The 11670-nt window shown below is 62.0% G+C and carries 10 protein-coding genes; 5 read left to right on the top strand and 5 right to left on the bottom strand.

What is annotated here, in order from left to right; all coding sequences use genetic code 11:
- Nucleotides 1-2: 2 nt before the first annotated feature.
- Together AC2FNN_RS15195 and AC2FNN_RS15200 are read left to right on the top strand one after the other, a co-directional pair.
- Nucleotides 3-635 (top strand): bifunctional 4-hydroxy-2-oxoglutarate aldolase/2-dehydro-3-deoxy-phosphogluconate aldolase, encoded by a 633-nt coding sequence (locus AC2FNN_RS15195; protein ID WP_496759359.1) that lies wholly within the window; start codon nt 3-5, stop codon nt 633-635.
- A gap of 51 nt (nt 636-686) precedes the next feature.
- On the top strand, nt 687-1877 hold the full coding sequence (locus tag AC2FNN_RS15200; RefSeq protein ID WP_496759360.1) for a pyridoxal-phosphate-dependent aminotransferase family protein: 1191 nt from the start codon (nt 687-689) through the stop codon (nt 1875-1877).
- Nucleotides 1878-2005: 128 nt separating this feature from the next.
- Here the strand turns inward: AC2FNN_RS15200 and AC2FNN_RS15205 are convergent, their stop codons facing one another.
- Nucleotides 2006-3121: a pyridoxal phosphate-dependent aminotransferase gene (locus tag AC2FNN_RS15205; protein WP_496759361.1), complete on the bottom strand. Its 1116-nt coding sequence runs from the start codon at nt 3119-3121 to the stop codon at nt 2006-2008.
- Between the two features lie 88 nt (nt 3122-3209).
- Between AC2FNN_RS15205 and AC2FNN_RS15210 the strand changes: the two genes are divergently transcribed.
- Both AC2FNN_RS15210 and AC2FNN_RS15215 read left to right on the top strand, forming a co-directional pair.
- On the top strand, nt 3210-4280 hold the full coding sequence (locus AC2FNN_RS15210) for an SMP-30/gluconolactonase/LRE family protein (RefSeq protein ID WP_496759362.1): 1071 nt from the start codon (nt 3210-3212) through the stop codon (nt 4278-4280).
- A gap of 66 nt (nt 4281-4346) precedes the next feature.
- Entirely contained in the window at nt 4347-5129 is a 783-nt protein-coding gene (locus AC2FNN_RS15215) for a crotonase/enoyl-CoA hydratase family protein (protein ID WP_496759363.1), read from the top strand.
- Here AC2FNN_RS15215 and AC2FNN_RS15220 read toward each other — a convergent pair whose 3' ends face one another.
- The 4 genes from AC2FNN_RS15220 to AC2FNN_RS15235 all read right to left on the bottom strand — a co-directional run bounded on the left by AC2FNN_RS15220 (nt 5130) and on the right by AC2FNN_RS15235 (nt 10775).
- Nucleotides 5130-5462: a DnaJ family domain-containing protein gene (locus AC2FNN_RS15220; RefSeq protein WP_496759364.1), complete on the bottom strand. Its 333-nt coding sequence runs from the start codon at nt 5460-5462 to the stop codon at nt 5130-5132.
- 41 nt (nt 5463-5503) lie between these two features.
- Nucleotides 5504-6667, bottom strand: coding sequence for a benzoate/H(+) symporter BenE family transporter (locus AC2FNN_RS15225; protein ID WP_496759365.1), 1164 nt, complete (start codon nt 6665-6667; stop codon nt 5504-5506).
- A gap of 138 nt (nt 6668-6805) precedes the next feature.
- Nucleotides 6806-9967, bottom strand: a complete 3162-nt coding sequence (locus AC2FNN_RS15230; RefSeq protein WP_496759366.1) for a valine--tRNA ligase — start codon at nt 9965-9967, stop codon at nt 6806-6808.
- A 79-nt stretch (nt 9968-10046) separates the two neighbouring features.
- A complete protein-coding gene (locus AC2FNN_RS15235; protein ID WP_496759367.1) occupies nt 10047-10775 on the bottom strand; it encodes a dienelactone hydrolase family protein in 729 nt (242 codons plus the stop codon).
- 113 nt (nt 10776-10888) lie between these two features.
- On the opposite strand from AC2FNN_RS15235, the gene AC2FNN_RS15240 reads away from it, so the two are divergent.
- Nucleotides 10889-11670, top strand: a 782-nt coding sequence (locus AC2FNN_RS15240) for a xanthine dehydrogenase family protein molybdopterin-binding subunit (RefSeq protein ID WP_496759368.1), incomplete at its 3' end; no start/stop codon positions are given.

The following is an 11670-nucleotide window of genomic DNA, read 5'->3' on the forward strand; positions in this document are numbered from 1 at the left end:
TCATGTCCAAATCCCAACGCACCCGTGAAATCTGCGCACTCGCCCCGATCGTTCCGGTTCTGGTTGTCGATGACGTCGCGCAGGCCCGCCCGCTGGCCGAGGCATTGGTCGCCGGCGGTCTGCCAGCGCTCGAGGTCACCTTGCGCACGCCCGCCGCGCTCGACGCGATCCGCGCGATGGCCAAGGTGCCCGGCGGCGTGGTCGGCGCAGGTACGCTGGTCACACCCGAAGACGTCCGCGCCGCCAAAGAGGCGGGCGCGCAGTTCGGCGTCTCTCCGGGCGCAACCGACGCGCTCATCGCGGCGTGCGAGGCCGAGGGCCTGCCGCTGTTGCCCGGCGCGGCCACGGCCAGCGAAGCGATGGCATTGCTGGAAAAAGGCTATGACATGCTGAAATTCTTCCCGGCCGAGGCCTCGGGCGGCGCGCCCGCACTCAAGGCAATCGGTGCGCCCCTGCCGCAGATCAGCTTTTGCCCGACAGGCGGGGTGTCGCCGTCCAACGCCCGTGACTACCTGTCCCTGTCCAATGTGGTCTGCGCCGGTGGCAGCTGGGTCGCGCCCAAGCAGATGGTCGAAAGCGGTGACTGGGCCGGGATCGAAACACTTGCGCGCGAGGCATCGAGGCTGGCGGATTGACGCCGCGAAGCCCCTCGGTAATGTGGGCGTCAACTCAGACAGGTTGACCCCATGACACAGACATCTGCCCTCTCCCAGGGGCGAACTTATTTGGCAATCCCGGGCCCTTCGGTGATGCCGGACGCAGTCCTGCAGGCGATGCATCGTCCGTCGCCCAATATCTACGATGGCGCGCTCATCGACATGATGCCCGATCTGACCCGCGATCTGCGCCGGGTTGCTCGTACAGGCCATGACGTTGCCATCTATATCGCCAACGGTCACGGCACGTGGGAGGCCGCGTTGTCCAACGTGATCGCCCCCGGCGAAACCGTTCTGGCTCCTGCCTCGGGCCGGTTCACCCATGGCTGGGCCGAGATGGCCGAAGGCATCGGGGCAAAGGTGCAGCTGATCGATTTCGGCACCTCATCCGCCTGGGATCTTGATCGAATTGCCGACGCATTGCGCGCGGATAAAAGCCATCAGATCAAGGCCGTTCTCGCGGTTCATGTGGACACATCAAGCTCGATCCGCAACGATATCCCGGCACTGCGCAAACTGCTCGACGATCTGGACCACCCGGCGCTGTTGATGGCCGATTGCATTGCCTCGCTGGGATGCGACCGGTTCGAGATGGATGAATGGGGCGTCGATGTCACGGTCACCGCCTGCCAGAAAGGCCTGATGACCCCCGCAGGCACAGGCTTTGTCTTTTTCAACGACAAAGCACAGGCCAAGCGGGCCGCCATGCCGCGTGTGTCGCGATACTGGGACTGGCAGCCGCGCGCCAATCCCGACCTGTTCTACCAGTATTTCGACGGTACCGCGCCGACGCATCACCTCTATGGTCTGCGCGCCGCGCTCGACCTGATCCATGCAGAAGGGATCGAACAAGTCTGGGCCCGCCATGAGCGCCTGGCCACCGCCATCTGGGCGGCCTGTGAAACGTGGGCTGAAGAAGGGGCGTTGCACCTGAATGTCGCCGACCGCGCTTACCGCAGTCATGCCGTCACTGCTCTGCGCCTGACCGATGGCAGCGGAACAGCGCTGCGCGCATTCACCGAAAACCAGTTGGGCCTGACGCTGGGCATCGGGTTGGGGATGGAGGACTATGACAGCTGTTTCCGTCTCGGTCATATGGGGCATATCAACGGGCAGATGGTCATGGCCATTCTGGGCGGAGTGGAAACGGGCATGGCTGCACTTGGCATATCGCGTGGCAAGGGGGCCCTCGAAGCCGCCGCCGCCGTGCTGGCCGCCTGAAACCTTAAAGGCGTCTCCGCACGATCCGCTTCTTCATCTGGCCAAAAATATCCTCGGGGGGAATCGCGCCGTGGCGCGATGGGGGGCAGACAGCCCCCCTTTTGACCCGATGGCAAGACAGACCAGCGCTAGCCTGTCTTTGCCCGCACTTCCGCTAGCGCCTTGGGCAAAGCGGCGGCAAACGCGTCCAGATCTGCTGTTTCACCACAGCTTACCCGGATGCACCTGTTCTGGGGCGCTGCAAACGGCATCCGGACAAAAATCCCTTGCGCCACCAGGGCGTCCAGGACGGCCTTGGCAAAATCCCCGTCGCGCCCGCAGTCAATCGCCACGAAATTGGTGGCCGAAGGCAGGGCCGCCATTCCATTTTCCCGGGCAATCGTTCCGATCCGCGCGCGTGCTTCTGCAATCTGCGCCTGAACATGCGCCAGCCACGCACCATCCTGCAAAGCCGCCAAAGCACCGGCCTGCGCGGCGCGGTTCATGCCGAAATGGTTGCGCACCTTGTTGAAGGCTGCAATCAGGTCGGGCGCTCCCATGGCATAGCCAACCCGTGCGCCCGCCATGCCATAGACCTTTGAAAATGTCCGCATCCGGATCACGCGGGGGTCGTCTGTGCTGACAGGTGCCGCAGTCCCTTCCGGCGCGCATTCCACATAAGCCTCGTCCAGTATCAGCAGGCAATCCTCGGGCAGGGCATCCATCGCCGCCACGATATCCGCGCCGGAATGCCAACTGCCCATCGGATTGTCCGGATTGGCCAGATAGACCAGTTTTGCACCCACCTCGGTCGCCTTCGCAAACAGGGCCGCCGGGTCTTCGTGATCCCCGGCATAGGGAACCTTGTGCAGAACGCCACCGAACCCGACCACATGATAATTGAACGTCGGATAGGCCCCATCCGAGGTGACAACGGCATCCCCGGGCCCGACGATCAGCCGCACCAGATAGCCCAGCAGCCCGTCAATACCTTCGCCCACGACGATATTTTCCGGCGATACGCCGTGATGGTCGGCCAAAGCATGGCGCAGGTCATGGTTTTCGGGGTCGCCATACATCCAAACCTCTGACGCTGCTTGCGCCATGGCCTCGATTGCGCGGGGCGAGGGGCCGAAAATGCTCTCATTGGCGCCCAGTCGGGCCACAAAGGACGCGCCGCGCTGGCGCTCTTGCGTTTCGGGGCCCACAAAGGGCACGGTGGCGGGCAAGGATTGGGCAAGCGGGGTGTATCGAGGTCCGGTCATGTCCGCAGATAACCCCAAGCCCGATCAATGAGCAAGCGCGCACAGGCGTTGGGCGCGCTGGAAAAGAAGTAAGAACAAAGGAGCGCAGATGCGCATATTCTCGATCGTTATTCTCCTGGGCCTCGCCTATCTTCTGTTCTGGCCCGTTCCCGTTATCCCCGTCGCCGTTGAGATGCCGGAAGATGCCGGTTTCACAGGAGATTTCGCAGAGAACACCGCGCTGGACGCCGCGCAGCTGATCCGCCTGCCGGGTGCAGAGTTTGGCCCTGAAGACATCGCTGTCATGCCAGATGGCGCGATCTACACAACCAGCCTGTCCGGCACTCTCTACCGCATCGACGGGGCGGAACCGGTCGTGGTTGACCAACTTGGCGGGCGTCCGCTGGGCCTCAAGGCCGGACCGGATGGCGCGCTTTACATCGCTGACAGCTATCGGGGTGTTATGCGTTGGACCGGTCCGGGCACATTGGACACGCTGGTGGCTGACATCAACGGGGCGCCGGTGATCTACGCCAACCAGCTGGATGTGGCGCGGGATGGCACGATCTACTTCTCGAATTCATCTGACCGCTTCGACCCGGAAACCATGGGCGGGACCAAACCAACCTCTGTCCTCACCATCTGGGAACAGTCCGATACGGGTTACGTTGCGCGTCGCACACCCGATGGCCGCACCGAGAAAATCGCCGAGGGTTTTGTCTATACCAACGGTGTTGCGCTTTCACCTGACGAGGATTTTTTGCTGATCGCGGAAACAGGTCGCGCGCGCGTGCACAAGCTGTGGCTGGCCGGACCAAAAGCAGGGCGGCAGGAGATTCTGCTGGAAAACCTGCCCGGCTATCCCGACAACCTCGAGGCTCAGGGCGACGGCACCTATTGGATGGCCTTCGCCAGCCCGCGTGTCCCGTCCGAGGCGCTGATGCCATACCCGTTCCTGCGCAAGGTGATCTGGCGATTGGGCCCGGTAGTGCGCCCCGCGCCGATCTATCGCGGCATGATGGTGCAGTTCGATGGCGACGGTACGATCCTGCGCACGCTACAGGATCCGCAGGGTCGTATGGGCATCACGACCGGCGGCAAGATTGCGGGGGATCAGTTCTATGTCATGACGCTCGATTCCCCCTGGTTCGGGCGAATGCCTGTCAGCGACATGCCCTGACGTCGCAGTGGTATTCCGCATTCTGTCCGGGCATGTTTGTCACGATTGAATTACCGGAGGTCCTCCATGTCACGCGTATCCGTTGCCTATCAAGACCACGTTGCCCATGTCACTCTGACCCGAGGCGACAAGATGAATGCGCTGGATGACGCGATGATCAAGGCGCTTTTGTCCGCCGGGCAAGAGGTCGCCGCGTCGGAGGCCCGTGCCGTCGTCCTGTCCGGCGAGGGCAAAAGCTTTTGCGCCGGGCTCGACATGGCAAGCTTTGCCAAGATGGCCCATATGGACCCCACGGAATGGCTGATGACCCGCAGCCATGAAGACGCCAACGAGATGCAGGAGCTGGCGCTGATCTGGCGTCGCGTACCGGTTCCGGTGATCTGCGCAATTCAGGGCGTGGCCTATGGCGGTGGCCTGCAAATCGCGCTGGGCGCGGATATCCGTATCGCGCATCCCGAGGCGAAACTGGCCGTGATGGAGATGAAATGGGGCATCATCCCCGATATGGGCGGCATGGTTCTGTTGCCTCGGCTGGTCCGCTCGGACGTTCTGCGCCTGCTGACCTACACGGCCCGCCCGATCGGTGCGCCTCAGGCGGCGGATTGGGGCCTTGTGACGCAATTGTCCGACGATCCGCTGACCGAAGCGTTGGCCATTGCCGAAAACATTGCTGGTCAAAGCCCTTCGGCCATCCGTGCCGCCAAGCGTCTGATCGAGGTTGCCGAAACTCAGTCGCGCGCAGACGTTCTGATGGCGGAATCCGCTGAGCAGGTGGAACTGATTGGCAAACCCGACCAGATGGAAGTTGTCATGGCGCAGATGCAGGGCCGCAAGCCCGTGTTCAAATGATCACCGCATGAAGGCCCGCCGTGCGTCGCGGGCCATGTTGTAGCGCATTTCCAGATCGGCGATACGAGCCATTGCGGCTTTGCGCTTTGCCGGGTCCGTCAGGGCCGCATAATCCTGTCGCGCTGTGTCGAGCTGTTTTTTGATGTCGAATTCTTCCGGCAACACGCCTGCCTGCGCCATGATCCGATGGCCGGCGGCGGTGGCCGGATCGCTCAATGCCTCGGATGACCGGTCAGGCAGCGGTTGGCCTTCGCCCTCGAGGCCCTGCAACTGACCCTCGGCCTGGGCTTTCTTGATCTGGCGCTCGACCAGTTTTCCCAACGCTCCGAACATGGCCTCTTCATACCTGTTTTGAAGCGCAGTTTGAACCCGTTTTACCGAAAGCGTTGTTTCACAAGATAGGCCATCCCGCCTGCCAGCAAGCCCCAGACGGCCGCACCAAGTCCAAACGCGGTAATGCCGGATGCAGTGATGGCAAAGGTCAGGATGGCCGCTTCGCGCTCGGCCGGAACTTCCAGCGCGGCGGAAGTGGCATTGGCCATTACCCCGATCAGCGCGACACCGGTCAGCGTGCCCATCAACAGTGGATCGGCATGAACGGCGAACCCGGTAATCGCCACGGCGAACACCCCGAACAGGCAATAGAACAATCCGCCCATCACGGCAGACCAATAGCGTTGCGCGGGGTCGGGGTGACTGTCCTCGTTCGCGCACATCGCAGCGGTGATCGCCGCAAGGCAGGTGGCGGGGGCACCGAATGGAGAGGACAAGATACTGGACACACCCACGGACGAGAACAGTTTACCTGTCTGCGGCGCATAGCCAAAGCTGCGGATCACCGCGATGCCGGGGATGTTCTGGGTCGCCATCGTGACGATGAACAGCGGCACGGCAATCCCGATGACCGAAGCCACAGAGAAGCTGGGCGTGGTCCAGACCGGAGCCGCGATCCATTGCGTCGGCGTCAGCGACGCGTCCCCGGCGTTCAGAACCACGACGGCTGCCGCTGCTACAACCGCAGCCGGAACGGCAAACAGGCGGTTGACCCGGCCGGCGATGAACCATGTCAGGATCACCGGCAAGGCTTGCCATGGCAGGTCAACCGCTGCCTGAAAGGGCAGTATGCAAAGCGGCAGCAACACGCCCCCCAACATGGCCTGCGCCAAGGTCGACGGAATCGCCGCAGCCATTCGCCCCAATGGTCGCCACAGCCCTGCCAACACGGTCAAAGCCCCTGCACAAAGGAACGCGCCCGTCGCCTCGGCAAACCCAAGTTCAGGTGTGGCGGAAACCGCCAGCAGGGCCGCACCCGGCGTGGACCAGGCCACGCTGATCGGCTGTCGGTACCACAGGCTTAGCACGATGGCGGTCAGGCCCATGGCAATGGCCGCCATCATCAATCCGGACGCCGCCTGCGCCGGGGAAGCGCCCATCGCCGCCAACCCTTGCAATACAATCGGGAAAGAGCTGAAGAAGCCAACGATTGCCACAACCAGCCCGGTCGAGACTGTCTGGAACGGTGGGGCTTTGTGCGTCATGACGGCCTCGGGGAAATGTGTTCGCTGATTGCTAACAAGCTGGGGCAGGGTCGGGCAAGGTCTGAACGTGCAAAAGAAAACCCCGCCGTTGTGGCCGCAGCGGGGTTCTGGATTTGAGTATTTGGGAAAAGATGAAGATCAGGCGATTTCGGTCAGTCGAGCAAGCGCCTCGTTCAGTTTCGCCTCTTCCTCTTCGCGGGCGGCGAGGTTGGCTTTGGCCTCTTCCACGACCTCTGCGGGGGCTGAGGCCACGAATTTCGGGTTGTTCAGACGGCCGCGCAGGCCACCAAGTTCCTTGGCCAGCTTGCCCTTGGCCTTTTCCAGCCGTTCCTTTTCCGCGCCGATGTCGATGATATCCGCCAACGGCAGGCCAAAGGACGCTCCGGGTGCCGCGATCGAGATGGTACCCTTGGGCAGCGTGTCGGCCTTGGTGAGGCTGTCGATCCGGGCCAGACGTTTGATCAGCGCCTCGTTCCGGTCCCATGCGGCCTGGCCGTGGGCGTCGATCTCGGTCACCAGCATCGGCACGTACAGACCGGCCGGAACGCGCATCTGCGCACGGGCCGAGCGGGTGTTTTCGATCACCGAGATCACCCAGTTCATTTCGCGATCCGCGTCGGCATCGACCAGATCGGCGGCGGCATAGGTCGGCCAGTCGGCGTGGACGATCATTTTCGCGCGGGTGCCGGTCAGGCCCCAGAGTTCCTCGGTGATGAAGGGCATGATCGGGTGCAGCAGGATCATGCACTGGTCCAGAACCCAGCGCATGGTGGCGCGGGTTTCGGCTTGTGCTTCGGCGTCGTCGCCTTGCAGCAGAGGTTTCGATAGCTCCACATACCAGTCGCAGACCTTGCCCCAGACAAAGGCGTAGAGCCCGTTGGCGGCGTCGTTGAAGCGATAGCTTTCCAGCGCCGCGTCGACCTCTTCCCGCACACGGGTGGTTTCGCCGATGATCCATCGGTTCACGGCTGCCTTGGGTTTCAGGTCGGCCACGTCCAGTTGTGGAACAGCGTCGTTGAAGACTTCGTTCATCTCGGCAAAGCGGACGGCGTTCCAAAGCTTGGTGCCGAAGTTGCGATAGCCGGTGACGCGTTCACGCGACAGTTTCAGCACGCCGCCAATCGCCGCCATCGAGGCGTTGGTAAAGCGCAGCGCGTCGGCACCGAATTCGTCCACGATCTCCAGCGGGTCGATGACGTTGCCGGTGGTTTTGGACATCTTCTTGCCCTTCTCGTCGCGGACGAGCTGGTGCAGGTAGACAGTGTGGAACGGGATCTGATCGACCACGGCCAGTTGCATCATCATCATCCGGGCGACCCAGAAGAACAGGATGTCGAAGCCGGTGATCAGAACGTCCGTGGGGAAGTAGCGTTCCAGTTCCTCGGTCCGCTCGGGCCAGCCCAGCGTGCCGATGGGCCAGAGGCCGGACGAGAACCAGGTGTCGAGGACGTCGGGGTCGCGCCAGACCGGATAAACCAGCTTGGTCGGGTCCTGTTCGACCGCATACTGAGCAAGGCTTTCGGCGAATTGATGGATCGCTTCCTGCTTGTCGGCGACTTCGATGACCGTCGCGTGGCTCAGCGGACTGGGAATGTTTGCGTTGTCGTCCAGGAATTTTTCCGTGACGGCCTCAAGGTTCGCGGCGCATTCCATGACATTGCCACGATGCAGCATGCCGCCTTCGTTGAGCAAACGACCCAATTCGACCAGATCAAGGTCACCGTCGTTTTCGTCATCTTTGAAGTTCTCAGCCGATAGATCGAGACCATACCAAACCGGAATCTGATGTCCCCACCACAGCTGGCGCGAGATGCACCATGGCTCGATGTTTTCCAGCCAGTGGTAATAGGTTTTCTCGCCCGACTCGGGGATGATCTTGACCGTGCCGTCCTTGACCGCATCCAGCGCGGGGCCGACGACTTTGGCAGCGTCGACGAACCATTGGTCGGTGAACATCGGCTCGATCACCACCTTCGAGCGGTCGCCAAAGGGCTGCATGATTGGTTTGCTCTCGACCAGCGGCACCAGCTTGTCGGCACCTTCGTGGTCGGGCTTCAGAGCGGTCGAACCCAGACGCGGATCATCTGCGCGGGTCATCACGGCCAGACCGTCCGCCGTGATCTCTTCCACCACCTTGGCCCGGGCTTCGAACCGGTCGAGGCCGCGCAGATGATCCGGCACCAGATTGATCGCGTCGATTTCGTTCTCGGTGAACGCGCGCCCTCGCGCAAAGTCCTGCGCCTTGCCTGCCTCTTCGGCATAAGGGGGCCCATCGGCCCGCATCGCGCCCTTGGTGTCCATCAGGCGGTACATCGGAATGCCGCCGCGTTTGGCGACCATGTTGTCGTTGAAGTCATGCGCACCGGTGATCTTCACCGCGCCCGAGCCGAAATCGGGGTCGGGGTAGTCGTCAGTGATGATCGGGATCTGTCGGCGATGCTCTTTCGGTCCAACCGGGATTTCGCACAGCTTGCCGACGATTGGCGCATAGCGTTCGTCCGAGGGGTGCACCGCTACCGCGCCGTCGCCCAGCATGGTCTCGGGGCGGGTCGTGGCGATGGAAATATAATCCCGCTCCTCGCGGAAGATCACATTCCCATCTTCATCTTTTTCCAAATACTCATATGTCTCACCGCCCGCCAAAGGGTACTTGAAGTGCCACATATGCCCGGCAACCTCGATATTCTCGACCTCGAGGTCCGAAATTGCGGTTTCGAAATGCGGGTCCCAGTTGACCAGCCGCTTGCCGCGATAGATCAGGCCCTTGTCGTACATGTCGACAAAAACCTTGATGACCGCGTCGTGGAAGTTGGGGCTGTTTTCGTGGCCCGTGCGCGGGTCACCTGCCGCGCCGGCCATGGTGAAGGCGTTGCGCGACCAGTCGCAGGAGGAGCCGAGGCGTTTCAGCTGCTCGATGATGGTGCCGCCGTATTCCCCCTTCCATTCCCAGACTTTCTCCAGAAACTTTTCGCGACCCAATTCGTTGCGGCTGGGTTGTTGCGTGGCGGCCAGCATCTTTTCGACCTGCATCTGGGTTGCTATGCCGGCGTGGTCCTGCCCGGGCTGCCACAGCGTGTCAAAGCCACGCATCCGGTGCCAGCGGATCAGGATGTCCTGAAGGGTGTTGTTGAATGCATGGCCCACATGCAGCGCGCCCGTCACGTTGGGCGGCGGGATCATGATGGTAAAGCTTTCCTCGCGCGAACGGTTCGCGCCTGCCTTGAAGGCTCCGGCCTGTTCCCAGGCCTTGTAGATACGGGCCTCGGCCTCGGCCGCGTTGAATGTCTTTTCCATCGCCATGGGATGCGTCCTGCGTCAACAAATTCGGGTCAGCGCCTGCAATAGCGAATGCGCGCGGCAAGGGGAAGGCCTACTGCGCCTAAGCCATGCCAAAGCGCGCTTTGAAATAGGCGTCAACGCGTTGATAGGCGGGATCATGAAAATCCAGCGTCAGCAGCGAATGATCCTTGCCGGGATATTCGACGGTTTCCAGCAGATTGCCGAATGCCTGTTCAAGCGCCCGCATCAGTTTCTTTGGTGCAAGCTTGTCTTCGGAATACCGCATCGCCAGACCGGGGCCTTTCGCGGCCATACCCGCAGAGGCCGCGCCGATGTCTTCAGCGCTCATATGCAGATGGCGGCCCCCGAGGATCGGTAGCGCAGGTTGGCTGGCTACCCCGCCCAGAACGGCGTCTTCGGCCATGAGGGTCAGGGCGAAACTGCCGGTCAGGCACATGCCGATGACGCCCACACCGGCGCTGTTTTCGCGTTGCTTGATCTCACGGGTCAGGGCGCGCATCCATCCTGCAATGGGGCTCTGCCTGCCACGGGCGAAAATGTTGAACTCGCGCCGCACGCAGAACAACCGGGCCATGTTCTTGGCCATTTCAACCTTGCCATAGGTTCCAAACAAATGAGGCAGGTAGACGCGAAAGCCGGATGCATTGAGCTTGGCGGACAACGCCAGCGTTTCGGGTCCGATCCCGGGCAGTTCCTGAAGGATCAGAATCGGTGGGCCTTCACCGCCGGTATAAACGTCATGTGTGGTCGACTGCCCGCTGGTCATCGGGGCAGAGAAGGGAAAAACGGTATCATGCGTCCAGCTCATGGCCCAAGGCTAGCCGAACATCCTTTGCGCGCAAACGAATTTCCGTGAGCCCCGCTGGACATCGCCGGGTCGCGGGCTAGGCTCGCCTCTGTGATCGCGCAGGAGGGCCACCCATGGAAAAGTTCGGCAGAAGCCAGCCGGTGAAACGGACCGAGGATCAACGGTTCCTGACCGGGCAGGGGCGTTACATGGATGATGCGGTGCCTGAAAATGCGCTGTTTGCTGCCTTCTTCCGCAGCCCGGTTGCCCATGGGGAAATTACAAGTTTGGATCTTGAGGATGCGCGCTCTGCCGACGGCGTTCGGCTGGTCATGACGCTGGACGATCTGGCCTCATCAGGCATCGACACGGTGCTAAACGCCGCCGTTTTACAAAACCGCGATGGATCGAAGGCCGCGGCTCCGGAGCGGCACATGCTGGCCAAGGACCGCGTGCGCTTTGTCGGCGAGCCGGTGGCGGTTGTTATCGCGGATACGCTGGCACAAGCGCAGGACGCGGTCGAGTTGATTTGGATGGACACGGAAGAGCGCCCTGCCAAGCTGGACGTGAAGGCAGGCGGTGAAATTCTGCACCCCGAAGCCCCCGACAACCGGGCTTTTGATTGGGGGCTGGGTGATGAGGCCGCGACCGAGGCCGCTTTTCAGGACGCAGCTCATACCGTGTCGCTGAACGTGCAGGACAACCGGGTCATCATAAGCTCGCTGGAACCGCGCGGATGTCAGGCAAACTGGTCCGAGGGGCGCCTGCATTTCTCTTACGGCGGGCAGGGCGTTTGGGCCATGAAGGCGCAAATGGTTCAAAAGCTGAAGCTTGATGCGGACGACATACGTGTCACGACCCCGGATGTGGGCGGCGGGTTCGGCATGAAGGTGATGCCATACCCTGAATATTTCTG

The sequence above is a fragment of the Ruegeria sp. BHSA118 genome (genome assembly GCF_059613405.1).

What these genes read in the sequence shown, in the direction of transcription:
- AC2FNN_RS15195 (WP_496759359.1), top strand. Translation starts at nt 3, where the DNA reads ATGTCCAAATCCCAACGCACCCGTGAAATCTGCGCACTCGCCCCGATC.
- AC2FNN_RS15200 (WP_496759360.1), top strand. Translation starts at nt 687, where the DNA reads ATGACACAGACATCTGCCCTCTCCCAGGGGCGAACTTATTTGGCAATC.
- AC2FNN_RS15205 (WP_496759361.1), bottom strand. Translation starts at nt 3,121, where the DNA reads ATGACCGGACCTCGATACACCCCGCTTGCCCAATCCTTGCCCGCCACC.
- AC2FNN_RS15210 (WP_496759362.1), top strand. Translation starts at nt 3,210, where the DNA reads ATGCGCATATTCTCGATCGTTATTCTCCTGGGCCTCGCCTATCTTCTG.
- AC2FNN_RS15215 (WP_496759363.1), top strand. Translation starts at nt 4,347, where the DNA reads ATGTCACGCGTATCCGTTGCCTATCAAGACCACGTTGCCCATGTCACT.
- AC2FNN_RS15220 (WP_496759364.1), bottom strand. Translation starts at nt 5,462, where the DNA reads ATGTTCGGAGCGTTGGGAAAACTGGTCGAGCGCCAGATCAAGAAAGCC.
- AC2FNN_RS15225 (WP_496759365.1), bottom strand. Translation starts at nt 6,667, where the DNA reads ATGACGCACAAAGCCCCACCGTTCCAGACAGTCTCGACCGGGCTGGTT.
- AC2FNN_RS15230 (WP_496759366.1), bottom strand. Translation starts at nt 9,967, where the DNA reads ATGGCGATGGAAAAGACATTCAACGCGGCCGAGGCCGAGGCCCGTATC.
- AC2FNN_RS15235 (WP_496759367.1), bottom strand. Translation starts at nt 10,775, where the DNA reads ATGAGCTGGACGCATGATACCGTTTTTCCCTTCTCTGCCCCGATGACC.